The sequence below is a fragment of the Curtobacterium sp. MCLR17_055 genome, from assembly GCF_003234305.1.
Classification (GTDB): domain Bacteria; phylum Actinomycetota; class Actinomycetes; order Actinomycetales; family Microbacteriaceae; genus Curtobacterium; species Curtobacterium flaccumfaciens.
The window spans coordinates 26,441-42,318 of record NZ_QKSX01000011.1 but is presented as its reverse complement, the minus strand read 5'-3'; the positions used below and the strand labels follow the sequence as shown (position 1 = coordinate 42,318).

Genomic DNA, 15,878 nt, shown 5'->3' with positions numbered 1-15,878 from the left:
GCGATCCTACGGTTCCGCGCGCCCGACACCCGTCACTGACGGACGGAGTCCGCGTGTTCGCGGTACCAGTCGATCGTGGTGCGGAGCCCGTCCTCGAGGCCGATCTGCGCCGTCCATCCAGCGTCCGCCAGCTTCGACACGTCGAGCAGCTTCTGCGGGGTGCCGTCCGGCTTGGTGGTGTCCCAGACCGTCTCGCCCTCAAACCCGACGATCTTGCCGATCGTCTCGGCGATCTCCTTGATCGTGACGTCCGACCCGGTGCCGACGTTGACCTGGTCAGGACCGTCGTAGTGCTCCATCAGGTGGAACACCGCTGCCGCCATGTCGTCGACGTGCAGGAACTCACGACGGGGCGCCCCGGTCCCCCAGTTCTCAACGGTCCGTGCGCCGCTGCGAGCGGCTTCGTCGTACCGGCGGATGAGCGCCGGCAAGACGTGGGACCCGGTCGGCGAGAAGTTGTCGCCCGGACCGTAGAGGTTGGTCGGCATCGCCGAGATCCACGGGCGGCCGAACTGCCGGCGGACGGCCTGCACCTGCAGGATGCCAGCGATCTTGGCGATGGCGTACGCGTCGTTCGTCGGCTCGAGGTGGCCCGTGAGCAGTGCGTCCTCGTGGATCGGCTGCTCGGCCATCTTCGGGTAGATGCAGGACGAGCCGAGGAACACGAGCCGTTCGACACCGTGCTCCACCGCGGCATCCATCACGTTGACCTGGATCTGCAGGTTCTCGCTCAGGAAATCGTGCGGGTACGTGTTGTTCGCCATGATCCCGCCCACCTTGGCGGCGGCGAGCACGACGTGCTTCGGCTTCTGGTCCGCGAAGAAGGCGAAGACCGCGCCGCGGTCCTTCAGGTCGAGCTCGGACGAGGTCCGTCCGACCACGTCGGTGAATCCCTCCGACTCGAGCTTGCGCCAGACCGCCGAACCCACCAGGCCGCGGTGCCCCGCGACGTAGACGCGGTCAGCTCGATCGATCGGACCGGGGGTGAAGTCGGTCGTGGTCATCAGGAACCCCAGCTCTCGAGACGAACGGTGTCGATCCAGGGACGGCCCTCGTGCTCGAGGGCGGAGATGTCGGCGTCGACCATGATCCTCGCCAGCTCGGCGGTGTCGACGGTCGCCTCCCAACCGAGCTTCTCCTTGGCCTTCGAGGCGTCGCCGACGAGGGCGTCCACCTCGCTCGGTCGCAGGTAGCGCTCGTCGAACCGGACGTGGTCTTCCCAGTTCAGCCCGGCGTGCGAGAACGCGGTGGTGAGGAAGTCCTTGACCGTGAAGTCGCCACCGGTCGCCAGCACGAAGTCGTCCGGCTCGTCGACCTGCAGCATCCGCCACATGCCCTCGACGTACTCGGCGGCGTACCCCCAGTCGCGGACGGAGTCGAGGTTGCCGAGGTACACGTGGTCCTCGAGGCCAGCCTTGATCCGAGCGACCGCGCGGGTGATCTTCCGGGTGACGAACGTCTCACCGCGACGCGGTGACTCGTGGTTGAACAGGATGCCGTTGACCGCGAACATCCCGTAGGCCTCGCGGTAGTTCCGGGTCACCCAGTAGCTGTAGACCTTCGCGGCGCCGTACGGAGAACGCGGCCAGAACGGCGTCTCCTCGTTCTGCGGCGGCGGTGTCGCGCCGAACATCTCGGAGGAGGACGCCTGGTAGAAGCGCGTGTGGATACCGGACACGCGGACGGCCTCGAGCATGCGCATCGTGCCGACACCGGTCACGTCACCGGTGTGCTCCGGCTCGTCGAACGACACCCGCACGTGTGACTGCGCCGCGAGGTTGTAGACCTCGTCGGGCTTCAGCTCGCTGAGCAGGCTGACCAGCCGCGCGCCGTCACCAAGGTCCCCGTAGTGCAGGAACAGCTTGGCATCGGGGTTGTGCGGGTCCACGTACAGGTGGTCGATCCGCGAGGTGTTGAACGTGGACGCACGACGGATGAGTCCGTGCACCTCGTACCCCTTCCGGAGCAACAGCTCGGCCAGGTACGAACCGTCCTGCCCGGTGATGCCCGTGATGAGCGCGCGCTTGGTCAATCGTTCCCCGATCCCGTGGATGTGTCCGTCCGACGCCCCTGCGCCAACCCCTGCAGCAGTTGAGCATATGTGTCGAATGATGCGCGGCTCGACAAGCGCTCGTCTCGGAAACGCCGACCTGATCGGCCCATCTCCACAGAGCGAAGGCTGTCCCCACCGAGCATCTCCGCTGCTGACAGTAGTGCCTGAGGATCACCCGCAGGCACAGAAGTTCCGCCTCCGGAAAGGAGGATCTCGCTCTCGGTGACGCTGCCAGGGTCAGTTGCCGCAATCACCGGAAGGCCGGTGCTGAAGTACGACGTGAGCTTGCTGGGGACTGCCATACCGGCAACCCCGGGCCTCTCGTTCACGAGGAGGACATCGGCGGCAGCCAGCGCACGGCGAAAGGCGTCGTCCGACAGTGACGGAAGCATCCGTAGTGCTTCGACGCCCGTCGCCGCCTGCTCGAGCATCGTGCGCTGGTTCCCGTCGCCCAGCAGGACGAAGCGAACACGACTGCCTTGCTCAGAGGCGAGCCGCGCGGCCTCCACAACGTTCTCAAGCCCTTGCTTGACGCCCATGTTCCCCGCGTGAAGGACGATGATGTCGTCGTCGGCCCACCCGAGTTCCTTGCGCGACGAGACACGGTCGACAACCTCGATCTCCTCGAGGTGTGACCAGTTCCGGACAACGGTGACCTTGCTGGGCAGGACGTTCATCCGCTCCACCACTGTGTCTCGGAATCGCTCATGGATGACAACGACGCCGTCGGCCCGTCGAAGGAGCCACCCTTCGAGCCGCGCGACCGCTCGCGCCATCAACCCGGGACGCTCACCGAGCTCATCGAGGCCCAACGAATACAAGTCCTGAACCCAGATGACCACGGGCACCCGGGTGAACAGCCGCGAGCGGACGAAGCTGATCGCGCTCGACAACAAGGCCGGCGACACGAGGACCAATACGTCGGGTCGCCCGAAGCGGGTCGTACTCGTGACGATCCCGAAAGAGACCTCGGAGAGCGCCCGAGCTAGCCCGCCGGGCTTCGACGGCAAACGGTGCCGAAAACGCTCGATGCGAACGCCCGCACGTTCCTCACGTGTGTGACGCCCGGGAGCTCCGTCGAACCGCCACTGCGGGTAATGCGCATGCGCCGTGAGCACCCGGACGCGTCCTCCACGACGCACCAGGTCCTCTGTGAGGCCAGTCGAGTACGGCGCGATCCCGGTGGTCTCCGGGGCGAAGTTGATGCCGATCAGCAGAACCGACAGGGGACTCGTCACCGGGTGAACATAACAGTCGCGCGGCTTCGATCTCGCGTGGAAAGCACGATGTCGAATCGAGAGACACTTCAGGACGCCTGCTGTGTCCGGCTACCCTGTGCCTTGTCAACTCGAAAGAAGGTTCGCAATGGCGCGAGTCCTGATCATGCAGCCGTACGTCCCGTCGTACCGAGTTCCGCTCTTCACCGAACTCGCGACGCGCCTTCTAGAGCAGGGACACGAGTTGGTGATCGCAAGCGGTGAACCCACCGGGTCGCAGGCAGACCGGCATGACAGCGCCTCCCTGGAGGGGGTTCAAGAACGTCTCGTGCGCACAACCTCCCTGAAGATGGGACCGATTCACTTCCGCTTCGGTTGGGGACGGAGCGCGTGGCGCGACGCAGATGTCATCGTCGCCGAGCTCGCTGCCGGGTCTTTCACCACGTACGGGGCGCTGATGCAACGTCGGCGACCCGTCGCGGTGTGGGGTCACGTGGACGCCTTCGTCCAACCGGACATCGCACTTGCCCGCGCACTCCGGCGGTGGCAGGCGCGCTCGTCATCCCGGGTGCTCGCCTACACAGAGCGAGGTACGACGCTCGCTCGCCGTTGGGGGGTCCCCGCGGACAGAGTGACCAACCTCAAGAACACTGTCGACACAACGGATCTGAGTCATGCGATCGAGCAGCGACGCTCGATCGACCCGCTATCCATTCGCGAGCGTCTCGGGCTGGGTCGCGGGCCAGTGTTCGCGATGATCGGAGGCATCGACGAGAGCAAGCGCGTCGATCTCGTTGTCGCAGCGCTCGATCTCCTTTGGCAGACGCGTCCGTCAGTCCAGTTGCTGGTAGGCGGCCGAGGTGAGCTCGAGCCCGAGTTCAAGCGCTCGCGCGACCGCGGCCAGGTCCGGATGCTCGGGTACGTCGAAGCCGCGGCGAAGGCGGACATCGCGCGGGTTGCCGTCGCCCTCCTCAACCCTGGCCGGGTCGGTCTGGTGGCGGTCGAAAGCATGGCCATGGCGCTCCCGATCATCACGACGCGAGGGACTCGGCACGGACCGGAGTTCGACTACCTCGACCCGGGAACGGACTGCCTGGTGTGTGCACCAGAACCGGCGGCGCTCGCGGAGGCTATGACCTCGCTGGCTGACCATCCAGAGGCCGCAGATCGGCTCGCCTCCGCAGTCGCCGCCAAGAGTCCGGCCTTCGCCCTGGCGGGCATGGTGGACCGGTACACCGACGCGATCAACTCGCTGCTGCAAAGCATGAAGACGAGATCTGGTCGCCCTAGGATGTGACGAGACGAGGTCGCTCCTCGCATCCAGAGGGAAATCCGGGACTCATGGCAGGGGACGTCGTGCGCGTCATCAAGCTCAAGGCTGCGCCAGGAGAGCGAAGCACGTGGGGCCGCTCGAAGTTGGCTGTCTACGCGTGGGGGGTCGCGGAACTGCTCTTCGTGACCAATCCCTGGCAGATCTCGTCCCAAGTCCGAGTGAAAGTTCTCCGGGCCTTCGGGGCCGAGATCGGCGACGGAGTGATCTTCCGACCCAGGACACGAGTGCGGTTTCCTTGGAAGCTCCACATCGGTCCCGACAGTTGGATCGGGGAAGGTGTCTGGTTCCACAACCAGGACCACATCCACATCGGCAACGATGTAGTGATATCCCAGGAGACGTTCCTCACGACCGGGAGCCACGCGCACCGGCGCGACATGAGTCTGATCACCAGACCCATCGTCATCGAACCCGGCGTCTGGGTGACCTCGCGTTGCATGGTCGTCGGCGGCGCTGTCATCGGTACCTCGAGCCTCATCAAACCCATGAGCCTCGTTGAGGGACACGTCCCCGCCAACTCGATCGCGGAAGGACGACCAGCTCGAATCGTCGGTATCCGCTTCAGCGAAGAGGAGCGAGAAGCGTGAGACTCCTCATCTCCGTCACCTACATCTCCGAGGACGGCGCCTTCGGAGGACCGGTGAGCGTCGCCCTCAACCAAGCAGCAGGGCTCGCAGAAGCCGGTCATGAGGTGACCGTTCTCGCTGGGTGGGACGGAAGAGCGCGACCAAAAGCGCCCGGATTCGACCTCGTTCTCCTCAAGTCGAAGCCCTTCGCGGGCATGGGATTCGTAGCGACCAGCACCCGATCGCTCGGCAGTTGGCTTCGGCGGAATCTGCGGAAATTCGACGTCGTCCACGTGCACAGCGGTCGTCATCTGTTCGACCTCGCGGTCGCCACGGCCGCGCGCCGCATGGGACGTCCTTACGTGGTTCAACCACACGGGATGATCCTCCCGTCTTCCCGGCCCCCCATTTTGATCCTTGACTCGTTCGTGGTGCGTCCGATGCTTCGCCATGCGTCCACGGTCCTGGCACTCACGGATGCTGAGGAGCGAAGCCTTCGACGACTAGAACCAGAAGCCTCCGTAAGGCGGATCAGGAACGGGATCCGACCCATTCAGTTGGCGACGTCCCCACGGCGCTCCGAGGTGCTCTTCCTCGCCCGCCTCCATCCGCGCAAGCAGGTTCTCGTCTTCGCCGAGATGGCACGCCTCCTCAGTCGAAGGAACCGTACTGTCCAGTTCGCGGTTGTGGGTCCGGACGAAGGCGATCTCGCCGCCCTTCGCTCCTTCATGAGCACGAACCCAGACGTGCCTCTTCGGTACGAAGGGGCGATCCAGCCGGGCGAGGCTCCGGCGCGTCTGGCGCAGGCGCTGGTGTTCGTCTTGCCGAGCCGCGGAGAAGTCTTCCCGGTCACGGTGCTTGAAGCGCTTTCCGTCGGGACTGCGACGGTCATCACGGATGACTGCGGCATCGCTCAAGAACTCGCGGACCACAATGCTGCGCTCGTGTCTGAGGGTTCGCCCGAGGATCTCGCTCAGCGGGTCGAATCTCTCCTTCTCAACCCGTCCCTGCTCGAGTCGACCACCGCGTCCGGGCATGCCTCGGTCAGAGCCCTCTACGGGATTGAAGCGGTCGTGAGCTCACTCCTGCGCTTCTACGAGGACGCCGTCGGCTCTCGCGGCGTGCTGTGGATGACGAACACCGCGGCGCCGTATCGCATCCCTGTTTGGGAGAGCCTCGCACGCAGGCTCCCTGTCGAGGTGATGCTTCTCGAACCTGACCAGCGATTGGCGAGAGACGACAACAACCGCGGACCGGAGTGGGAGGCCCGCTCGCGGACCAATCTGATTTTCGCTGTCTCGTGGCTCAAGACAGCTGTGCTGAAGCGCGGTGAAGCGCGTTACTACTTCGGCTGGCTTCGGCACGCTCATCTTCGGAACAAGCGTGCTGTGGTCCTGGGAGGGTGGGAGTCGCCTGTCTACTGGATGGCGTTGCTCAGAGCCAAGAGGGCGCGCGTCCGAACGGTCGGGTTCTACGAGTCACACCTTGGCTCGCAAGGGAACACTCGCGGACCGATCTCCTGGTTGCGGCGCAGGTACTTCGCAACGCTCGATGCGGTCGTCACGCCCGGTCCTGCCGCAACTGAGGCCGTGATGCAGATGGGGGTGGCCAGGAGCCGCATCCACGAGGGATTCAACGCCGTGGACGTCACGCACATCCGTGAAGTCGTGCAATCGACGCGTCCTGCCCAGCAAGGAGACCACCGCCTCCGGATCATCTACGTGGGACAGCTGATACCTCGGAAGAACGTTGGTGCCCTCATCGGCGCGCTCACGACCCTGCCGAACGCCTCACTCACGATCGTGGGCGTGGGGCCGCTCAGGGCACAGCTCGAGCAGCAAGTCGTCACGACTTTGCCCAACCCGGATCGGGTGACCTTCGTGGGTTACATCCCCGGGCAAGATGTCGCAAAGCGGATGCTGGAGCACGATGTTCTCGTGCTTCCGTCGCTTTCGGAAGTTTGGGGACTTGTGGTGAATGAAGCGCTTGCGTGCGGGCTACACGTAGTGGTCAGCACGAGGGCGGGAGTGACTCGCTCGGTTGAGAAACATGCCGGGGTCATCGTCTCCGACCCCGATACCATGTCCTTAGTGTCCGCACTCCGGAGCCTTCCGGATCCAGTGGGCCGGATTCCAGACCCCGAGATTCTTCAGCAAACGCCAGCGCGGTTCTCCGAAGTCTTCGAGAGGGCGATCTTGTCGGAGAATGAATTGTGAAGCGGGCACCACATCACGGGCACCTGCCGTCATCCGGCAATGGGGCCGGCGGTCCTGGAGCACTGCCGCAACCGCTTCTGGGGACCATTGTTTTTGCGGTCCTGGCCCTGATGGTTCCACTGTTCGTGGTCGCGACGACTCCGAACAACGGCTACGACGCTTGGGCTGGTTGTCTCGCGGTAGCGGTCCTCGCGGCGGCACGGTTCGCTTGGGCCATCTCCGCTCGTGAGTCCCACATCGTCGACATGGTGGTGTCCGTCTTCGTTTACGGATTCCTCGGCATTGCTCCGATGGTGCAACTCCGACAGCGTGCCGAAATATCTACTACGCCTGGATTCCTCGAACAGTACGCGTGGCAATCAGCCGCCATCGTATTCATCGGGTACGGCGCGCTGCTGCTAGGAGCATTCTTCGGCAAGCGATCATCGCTGCACGAATTCCCTGCCTCGGAACCTACCGCTGTGGCGCTCCAAAACTCGAGGGTCGTGGTGACGACCCTGCTGGCATTTGGGATCACTGCGTACTACGTTTACTCGCTCGGACCCGAGGCGCTGTTCCACACCAGGAGCGTGATCGACGCCGAGCGCGCGGCTACATGGGCCAATCCGACGACTGCTGCGCTGGTGACCGGGTTCTCGAACATGGGCCTGCTCGTAGCGGCCGTGGCACAGATCCTGTTGTTCCGTCAGCGGCGCGCATCTGGGGCGCCAGCTCCATTGGTGCTCCTGATTGTCACCCTCGTCGCACTCTTGGTCGTGGTCAACCCTGTCTCCAGCCCCCGATACACGGTAGGCACCGTGTACGTGGCTCTATTGGCTGCATGTGGGGCATGGTCTTCCCTCAAGAAATATCGAACGGTCGCGGTCTCGCTACTGACCGCTCTCTTCTTCCTCTTCCCGATCGCGTCGACCTTTCGGAACTCGATCGATGCGAAAGTCCAATTCAAGGGTCCACTCGAATCACTCCTGAGCGGCGACTTCGACAGCTTTTACCAGATCAACAACACCGTCTACTTCATCGCCAGCCGCGGAATCACTTGGGGGGACCAGCTACTCGGGGTGGTCCTCTTCTGGGTCCCACGCGACGTCTGGCCCGGGAAGGCGGTCGACACCGGCATCCTTCTGGCAGAATTCCGCGGTTACTCGTTCACGAACCTCTCCGCCCCACTCTGGGCCGAGTTGATGATCAACGGGAGCTGGCCACTCCTCGTGCTCGGAATGACACTCATCGGATTCATGGTTCGTCGGTGGGACAGCAAGCTCGCATTGCATATCGCAAGGGCTGGCACCCCCGGCCTCGTCGGCTGCATCGTTCCGGTCTACCTCCTGATCGTGCTGAGAGGCTCGCTCCTGCAGTCGATGGCGTCCCTATCGGTCATCCTGCTCTTGGCGTGGTTCCTGTCTGCGGGCTCGGCTCGCACGAAATCGAATCAGCAGGCAGCCGCAGTTCGATCGTCGTCAGAACGAACAGGTGAAGGCGCAGCCTGATCTCAGACTTGCTTGCGTGATGCGAGGCGCGAGAGACGATCCTCGAAGAGTTCTATGAGTTGCCTCTTGAACTTTCCAGGTCCGGCTCCGTAGAACTCTCCAGTGGACCCAGACTGTCCGCTGATCCTGGGGCGAACAGGAAACCGCTCGAGACGGATCTGCTTCAACGCCGCCGAGCGGGCGAGCGCAGCCGCGACGGCGTGCTCGAGGTAGACGCCCGCAGACTCATCGATCATCGTCGTCTCGGCGAGGATCACGTCGAGCCACTCTTGAGCGCGTCCGGTCACTAGTCGGGTGTCAACGAACGACCGGTCCGCAGTCGTGCGAACTCGCACGACGGGTCCAAGCACGGGCCGCAGAACTTGCGACGGGTTCTCCAAGCCGAGGCGGCCCGTCATCTTGTGAATGGTCGTGTCCTTGCCAGAGGACCGGATGATTCCCTCGACGGCGAAGCGGATGGCATCGGCCTCGACGCGTCCCTTGCCCCTGTCCACTTCGGAGGTCGTCGGGTCGAATGACACCACGCGTGTCAATGCCCGATCCTTTTCGGGAAGGAGCTCGGTGAGGTCAGCGGTCGCTTCGCCACTCGTTTCGACGACGACCAGATCGACTCGTTCGTCGAGCTGAGACCGGATTGCGCTGATCGCCTGCCTGTACTGGAGCAGTCGCACAGCAGGATCAGCCTGCGCGACGAACAGACCGGTGTTCGGCCGAACCGTCGCGGTCAGCAAGACCGTTTCGCGAGTCATGACTTCCTCCGAGTGGAACGAGCAAGGCTGACCGTCCCGCCGAGGAGCGAGACGAGGATGAAGAGCTGGGCGATCAACGCCGCATGAGCTGCGCCGAGCGCGCCAGCGGAGCCTCCGAGGACCAGCACCAATGCGAGCTGACCGATGGCCGCAATGACCATCACGATCGCAACGTAGCGATCCCGCTGGAACGATTGAAGCACCACGACGAGTGGCTGGCAGATGATGGACGGGATCACGACCAAGGCGAGGATCTGAAGCGTCGCTGCTGAGCCTTCGTACGAGCCGCCGAGGAGGATCCCGACGATGAAGGGTGCGGCGAAATACACCGCAATCGAGACTGCAATCGCCGCAAGCGGCATCCAGATAGCTCGTCGCAGCTCTGACCATGCGCCCCGAAGGCTCGTGCTCCGCGCGGCGTACGGTGCCAACGCCGAAGAGAACGCCGCTGCCAGAAGCGACATGGGTTGTGTCCAGCGATTGACAGCGCCGTAGACGCCAGCAGCTGCGGGTCCTGCTGCGGCCGAAAGCAGTGTGAGGTCCAGCGCCTGGGAACTGTTCGCCACGACGGTGAGCCCGAAGTAGTGAGCACCGGACCAAGGGTTGCTTAGCCTCGGCCGCCGCCGCAGGTTGCGCGGACTCATCGACCGACCAACCACGGCGGCACCGATCGACCCCGCCGACAACGCGATCCACAATGCCGTCGGTGCTGAAACGTCGGCAGCCACCATCACGAAGAAGAGGACCGACGCGAACACCCTGTCGGCCAGGATGACGAGTGCGACCAGCTCGCCCCGCGCAGCGCTTCTGAGCGGAACTTGGTACGCCTGATTCGCCACTAGTGCAACCGTGATCGGACCGGCCAGCCACAAGGCAGATCCCGGAAACAGGATGGCCACGCCGGCACACCAGAGCAGCGCCGCGCCGACGGTGATCGCGAGCTTTGAGAACAACCGATCGACGAAGGTCTGGTCTGCGAGGGCGCGCCGGGCAAGTTCTCGAGTCCAATGGTTGTTCGTCCCGAAATCAACGAAACCGGCAGCAGCGGTACCGAGCGCGATAGCTGAAACAGTCGAACCGAACTCCGATGGAGAAACCTCCCTCGCTGCAACGAGGTAGAGCAACGCCACAAGCACCTGCGCCGCTCCGGTTGAGGCCGCCAGGAAGAGCGCCTGATGCGACATCGGGCGCTCTTGCGACATCCGGCTCCTCATGGAAGCAGAGCCGATGTGAACGCCTCACTACTTGCCTTCAGCACTGCCGGCGGCCTGGGTGAGGACGCGGCACGGTGCAATGCCTCTGCCAGTGTGCGGGTGTCGAGTGCAACCCACTCCCCGAGAGCCGGGTAGGCGGCGAGATCGTTCTTGAGGCTCTTTGCGCCGGCAGCGACGATCCTGGTCCCGATTGCGGCCGCCTTGCCCAGCAGCCCACTTGGCCCCTCGTTCGAGTGGGCGAGGACGACGCAGTCAACACATGCGACTGCTGAGTCGAGCTCTACGTCGCTCAGTAATCTGTCAACGACGACGACGCGGCCCTCTGCTTCGAGGGTTGCAAGTCGATGCCGGATTTCGAGCGGGATGTCATGATCAAGCTTTCCGGCCACGAGCAGCCCGACGTTCGTGTCGAGTCCGACGATCGCGTCGAGGATCAACTCCAAGTTCTTCCGAGCCGAGATCGCCCCGAGGACCGCAAACCAGTATCGGTCGCCCGTGATGCGGTGAGCAGAACGGAACGATTCGACGGCACTCGGGGTTGCCAAGGTGCGGATCGGGTCTACAGCGACCCCGAAGGCTGAGTGCCCAGACCACGTCGGCGACTTCAGAACCCGCAGACGAACTCGCCCCATTGCCGCGACCCGGCGGAACGCCATAGTACGGAGCGCGGTCTTCATCCGGGTGATCAAAGCATTGCTCGCAGGCTGAGCGGTCTCGCGCATCACGAGGACGCTCAGCTCGCCGCTCCCCTCCCACTTGCGACGGAGCGCGAGACTGATTGCGGTTCGGTCTCCGTCGGGGACGATGACGTAGTCCGAATGCATCACACGCGAGGCTCGGACAAGATCGTCGAGTCCGCTGGCCGGTCCACGTCTGACAGTAATCCCCTCCTGAAGCCCACTGAGATGAACGCGTTCCTCCTCGGCTTCCGGATGCTCGCCAAGAACAAGAGTGACATGGTCGCCTCGTTGGTGCGCGGCCTCCGCGATGAGGCGGGCGTAGAAGAGCCTGTGACCTGTCGGATTCGGCTCGATGACCACCGTGCGACGAACCCCTGGCATCACGCGAGCCATCGCAACGTCACCACTTTCTCCTTCTGAGCGAGATCCGCTAGTCATCAAGCCGTGCTTGTCGCGTCAGTAAGCGCCGCGCGAAGCGACGACGGCCTTGGCAGTCCGCCAAAGGACCACGAGATCACCCGTGATCGACCAGTTCTCCACGTAGTACAGATCAAGCCGCACGGAATCCTCCCACGACAGGTCGGATCGGCCACTCACCTGCCACAGGCCGGTCATGCCGGGCTTCACCAGGAAGCGACGGTGGACGTGCGTGTCGTAGCGGGCGACCTCACGCGCCAGCGGCGGTCGGGGTCCGACGAGGGACATGCTGCCGGCCAGGACGTTGAACAGCTGCGGTACCTCGTCCAGGCTGTAGCGGCGCATGAACCCGCCGACCCGGGTGACCCGGGGGTCGTTCCGCATCTTGAACAGGACGTCGTTGCCCTCGGCCCGGTCGAGTGCGCTGAGCTCCTGCAGGCGTTCCTCGGCGTCGACGACCATCGAGCGGAACTTGATCATCCGGAAGGTGCTGCCGTTCAGGCCGACGCGCTCCTGCCGGAAGAACACCGGACCGGTCGAGGTGGTCTTCACCAGCACGGCGAGCACGAGCAGCAGCGGCGACAGGACGACGACGAGCAACCCGGCACCGATCAGGTCGAAGGCGCGCTTCGTGTAGAGCTTGCGGCCGGAGTACGTCGGTGTCTCGACGTGGATGAGCGGCAGGCCCTGCACCGGTCGGGTGTGGATGCGGGGGCCACCGATGTCGGTCAGGCTCGGCGCGACCACGAGGTGCTGCCGACCGGGCTCGAGCGACCAGCTGAGCTCGCGGACGCGCTCCGGCGGCAGGTCGTCGGAGCTGGTGATCACGACGGTGTCGGCGCCGGTCTCGCGCAACGCGGAGCCCACGTCGTCGAAGCCGCCGTGGCTCTGGATGGTCGACCCAGCCAGCAGACCGCGGTGGTTCGTCGACACGACCGCCCCGACCACGCGGTAGCCGGCTTCGGGGGAACGAGCGAGTTCGCGGCCGATGTGCAGCACGCTGGCCGGAGACCCGACGAGCAGCACGGTCGCCGAGTAGGCGCCCTGCTGACGCTGGGCCACGAGCCACTGCCGCCAGATCCACCGCGACAGCAGGAGGACGAGGATCCCGATCGGGAACGCGATGAGCACGTAGCCGCGGGCCAGGTCGACGTGCAGCAGGAACGCCGCGATCGCGAGCAGGCCGAACACGCGGACGCTGGAGTCCGCGACCAGGCGGTACTCGGTGCTGCCGACGCCGATCACCCGCGCACCGCGGGTGTCGTACAGGGCGAGTGCGCTCATCCACACGACGATCACGACGATGGAGATCGCGGAGTAGCTCAGCCGCAGGTCGGCGGTGTTGGTCGCCAGGTTCGACTCGAGCCCGAGCCAGGCGATCTGCACACCGAAGACCACCCAGATCAGGGCCAGCAGGTCGGTGAAGAGCACACGGCGCGAGTACGTGCGGCTCCACTCGTCGGTGGCGCCGACGGCGCGCGGTGCGCGGAGCGCATCCGCCGTCACGACGACGACCCGGTCACCACGTCGCGCCACCGTCCGACGAGACCCGCACGGTCTTGCCGTCCCACAGCCACACGTCCTGGCCGGCACGGTCGATGGTGACCGTGTTGTCGGTGTCGGCCCCGTCGGCACAGCCGATCGGCGTGGTCGACGACGAGGGCGTCACGTCCGACGCGGACATGGTCTCGATCTGCACGCCGTCGCACGCTGCTGCACCGACGCGGGCGAGCGTGTAGTTGCCGCCGTCGACGCCGATCGAACGGACGCCGCCCATCGGCACGTCGACCCAGGCGGCATCGCCGGTGCGCCACTCGAGCTGGCCGTCGCAGATGACGACCGCGGTCTTCTCACCCTGGAACGCGTCGATCGGGTCGCCGCACGGCGCCTGCTCCGTCCCGCTCGCGAGCACGACACCGTCGGTGCTGATGCCGGCGCCGGCGGCGCCGGGCGCCCCGGCTTCCCACGTCACGCCGGCGTCGGTGCTGGTCCGCGCCGTCGTGGTGCAGTCGTCGCCGACACCCACCAGGACCGAGAGCTCCGCACTGGAGGCCCGGATCGCCATGAGCGATCCGACATCCGTCCCGAGTCCCACCGGGACCCACGTCACCCCGCCGTCCACGGAGTGTTCCAGCACCGGCCGCGGGCCGCCGCACGACCCACCGGTCGCGCGCCACGCCTCCTGGCCGTCGACCACTGCCAGCAGGCGGCGACCCTGCTGCTTGGTGGAGGCGGCGTCTGCGTCGGCAGACGCACTCGGTCGCGGTGTCTCGCGCCGGTCGGGCGTTCCCGAGAAGGTGGGGATGGGGCCGGCGGGTCCGTTCTCCTCGGGTGCCGTCCGGCCCAGGGCGAGCGCGACGAGCACGACGTCGACGACGATCAGCGCCACCACCACGACGGCCACCAGGATGAACGTGGTCCGGGGCAGTGCGCGGCCGAGGCTTCGGGTCCCCCGGCGAGTCTTCATCTGATCGGCCCCGTTCAGCGCCCGGCGCGGCGGAGCACGCCCAGCTTCTTGCCGGAGCGCTTCGGCGGGTGCGTCGACGTGGTCACGGTGTTGTCGTCCTCGTCGTGGCCGTAGCTGTAGCCGTAGCCGTAGCGGCCGTGACCGTAGGCGCCCGGGCCCTTCAGCGGCATCTTCGTCAGGACGAAGCCGGAGACCGGGGCCCCGACGTTCTCGAGGGTGGCGACGGCCGCGGCGAGCTGGCCCTTCAGCGTCTGTCCCGAGGCGACCGCGACGATCGCGCCAGAGGCCTTCTTGGCCAGGATCGCCGCGTCGGTGACGGGCAGCAGCGGCGGTGCGTCGAACAGGACGTAGTCGAACTGCTGCTCGAGCAGGTCGATCAGGTCCTGCATCGCGCGCGAGCCGAGCAGCTCGGACGGGTTCGGCGGGATCTGACCGGCAGGCAGGACGACGAGCTTGCCGCGTCCCCACGGGTGGGCGACGTCCTCCAGGTCGGCGCGGCCGATCAGCACGTCGGTCAGACCGGCGTTGCTCTCGACGTCCATGTACTCGGCGACACGGGGGCGGCGCAGGTCGGCGTCGATCAGGATGACGCGGAACCCGGCGCTGTCGAGGGCGATCGCCAGGTTCGCGACGGTGGTGCTCTTGCCCTCGGACTGCATCGACGACGTCATGACGAAGGTGCGGGCACCGGTTCCGATGTCGAGGAACTGCAGGTTGGTGCGGAGCGTGCGGAAGGACTCGGCACGGGGGCTGCGCGGGTCCACCTGCACGATGAGCGGGCGTTCGGCGGCCTTGGCGTCGAAGGCGATCCCACCGACGACCGGCTTGTCGCTGATCTTCTCGACGTCGAGTTCGGTGCGGATCCGGTTGTCCAGGGTCTGGCGCAGCACGGCGATGCCGATGCCCAGGGCGAGCCCGACGAGCAGCCCGAGCGCCACGTTGACGGGCACGTTCGGGCTGACCGGGACGCTCGGCACGTCGGCCTGCTTCACGCGGGTGAGCTTGACCGTGCTCTTGCCGCTCGCGTCGGTGGCCTCGATGTCCTGCACGACGTTGGTCAGGCTCTGCGAGGTCGCGTTCGCGATGTCGGCGGCCTGCACCGGATCGGTGCCCTCCACCGAGATGGAGATGAGGGTCGTGCTCGTCGGCGCCGTCGCCGACACCATCGTCGCGAGCTGGTCCGCGTTCATGTCGAGCTTGAGCGACGAGATGACCGGCAGCAGCACGATCGGCGTCGACACCAGGTTCGAGTACGTCAGCACCCGCTGCTGGGTGAACGTGTTGCCCTGCGCCAGGTCACTGGCGCTGCCGGACGTCTCCGTGGAGACGAAGACCTGCGCCGATGCCGAGTAGACCGGCTTCTTCAGCAGGGAGAACCCTGCGGCTGCGGCCACTCCCACCAGGGCGAGTACGACGATCAGCACCCATCCCTTGCGGAGCACCGTGATGTAGTCGCGGAGTTCCACGCCTTTGCCTTCC

13 protein-coding genes are annotated in these 15,878 nt (G+C 65.5%); 4 read left to right on the top strand and 9 right to left on the bottom strand.

The genetic code is table 11. The annotated features are described in order from the left end of the window. Positions 1-32: 32 nt before the first annotated feature. Genes DEJ09_RS11015 through DEJ09_RS11005 form a run of 3 tightly spaced genes read right to left on the bottom strand, consistent with a single transcriptional unit; the run spans position 33 to position 3,291 of the window. A complete protein-coding gene (locus DEJ09_RS11015; RefSeq protein ID WP_111088636.1) occupies positions 33-1,004 on the bottom strand; it encodes a GDP-L-fucose synthase in 972 nt (323 codons plus the stop codon). Further along, positions 1,004-2,032: a GDP-mannose 4,6-dehydratase gene (gmd, locus tag DEJ09_RS11010; RefSeq protein ID WP_110864285.1), complete on the bottom strand. Its 1,029-nt coding sequence runs from the start codon at positions 2,030-2,032 to the stop codon at positions 1,004-1,006. The genes DEJ09_RS11015 and gmd overlap by 1 nt, the downstream gene beginning before the upstream one ends. After that, positions 2,029-3,291: a glycosyltransferase family 4 protein gene (locus tag DEJ09_RS11005; RefSeq protein WP_111088634.1), complete on the bottom strand. Its 1,263-nt coding sequence runs from the start codon at positions 3,289-3,291 to the stop codon at positions 2,029-2,031. The genes gmd and DEJ09_RS11005 overlap by 4 nt, the downstream gene beginning before the upstream one ends. Positions 3,292-3,418: 127 nt before the next feature. On the opposite strand from DEJ09_RS11005, the gene DEJ09_RS11000 reads away from it, so the two are divergent. The 4 genes from DEJ09_RS11000 to DEJ09_RS10985 all read left to right on the top strand — a co-directional run bounded on the left by DEJ09_RS11000 (position 3,419) and on the right by DEJ09_RS10985 (position 8,872). Continuing rightward, on the top strand, positions 3,419-4,567 hold the full coding sequence (locus tag DEJ09_RS11000) for a glycosyltransferase family 4 protein (RefSeq protein WP_111088632.1): 1,149 nt from the start codon (positions 3,419-3,421) through the stop codon (positions 4,565-4,567). Between the two features lie 59 nt (positions 4,568-4,626). After that, a complete protein-coding gene (locus tag DEJ09_RS10995; protein ID WP_309146930.1) occupies positions 4,627-5,190 on the top strand; it encodes an acetyltransferase in 564 nt (187 codons plus the stop codon). Continuing rightward, positions 5,187-7,385, top strand: a complete 2,199-nt coding sequence (locus DEJ09_RS10990; protein ID WP_111088628.1) for a glycosyltransferase — start codon at positions 5,187-5,189, stop codon at positions 7,383-7,385. The genes DEJ09_RS10995 and DEJ09_RS10990 overlap by 4 nt, the downstream gene beginning before the upstream one ends. A 125-nt stretch (positions 7,386-7,510) precedes the next feature. Then, positions 7,511-8,872 carry a hypothetical protein gene (locus tag DEJ09_RS10985; RefSeq protein WP_111088626.1) on the top strand — a complete coding sequence of 454 codons (1,362 nt, stop codon included), beginning with the start codon at positions 7,511-7,513 and terminating at the stop codon, positions 8,870-8,872. Between the two features lie 2 nt (positions 8,873-8,874). Here DEJ09_RS10985 and DEJ09_RS10980 read toward each other — a convergent pair whose 3' ends face one another. The 6 genes from DEJ09_RS10980 to DEJ09_RS10950 all read right to left on the bottom strand — a co-directional run bounded on the left by DEJ09_RS10980 (position 8,875) and on the right by DEJ09_RS10950 (position 15,865). Next, entirely contained in the window at positions 8,875-9,621 is a 747-nt protein-coding gene (locus tag DEJ09_RS10980; protein ID WP_110864279.1) for a hypothetical protein, read from the bottom strand. Further along, entirely contained in the window at positions 9,618-10,823 is a 1,206-nt protein-coding gene (locus DEJ09_RS10975) for a lipopolysaccharide biosynthesis protein (protein ID WP_111088624.1), read from the bottom strand. Before DEJ09_RS10975 ends, DEJ09_RS10980 begins: the two co-directional genes overlap by 4 nt. A gap of 8 nt (positions 10,824-10,831) precedes the next feature. After that, the gene (locus tag DEJ09_RS10970; protein WP_146245710.1) at positions 10,832-11,875 is read right to left on the bottom strand and encodes a glycosyltransferase family 4 protein; all 1,044 of its coding nucleotides are present in this window, start codon (positions 11,873-11,875) and stop codon (positions 10,832-10,834) included. Positions 11,876-11,971: 96 nt separating this feature from the next. Next, entirely contained in the window at positions 11,972-13,468 is a 1,497-nt protein-coding gene (locus DEJ09_RS10960) for a sugar transferase (RefSeq protein ID WP_111088620.1), read from the bottom strand. Continuing rightward, positions 13,452-14,399, bottom strand: a complete 948-nt coding sequence (locus tag DEJ09_RS10955; RefSeq protein WP_111088618.1) for a hypothetical protein — start codon at positions 14,397-14,399, stop codon at positions 13,452-13,454. Before DEJ09_RS10955 ends, DEJ09_RS10960 begins: the two co-directional genes overlap by 17 nt. Positions 14,400-14,413: 14 nt before the next feature. Beyond that, positions 14,414-15,865 (bottom strand): polysaccharide biosynthesis tyrosine autokinase, encoded by a 1,452-nt coding sequence (locus tag DEJ09_RS10950; protein WP_110864273.1) that lies wholly within the window; start codon positions 15,863-15,865, stop codon positions 14,414-14,416. Positions 15,866-15,878: the final 13 nt, after the last annotated feature.

What these genes read in the sequence shown, in the direction of transcription:
- DEJ09_RS11015 (WP_111088636.1), bottom strand. Translation starts at nt 1,004, where the DNA reads ATGACCACGACCGACTTCACCCCCGGTCCGATCGATCGAGCTGACCGC.
- DEJ09_RS10955 (WP_111088618.1), bottom strand. Translation starts at nt 14,399, where the DNA reads ATGAAGACTCGCCGGGGGACCCGAAGCCTCGGCCGCGCACTGCCCCGG.
- DEJ09_RS10975 (WP_111088624.1), bottom strand. Translation starts at nt 10,823, where the DNA reads ATGTCGCAAGAGCGCCCGATGTCGCATCAGGCGCTCTTCCTGGCGGCC.
- DEJ09_RS10980 (WP_110864279.1), bottom strand. Translation starts at nt 9,621, where the DNA reads ATGACTCGCGAAACGGTCTTGCTGACCGCGACGGTTCGGCCGAACACC.
- DEJ09_RS11000 (WP_111088632.1), top strand. Translation starts at nt 3,419, where the DNA reads ATGGCGCGAGTCCTGATCATGCAGCCGTACGTCCCGTCGTACCGAGTT.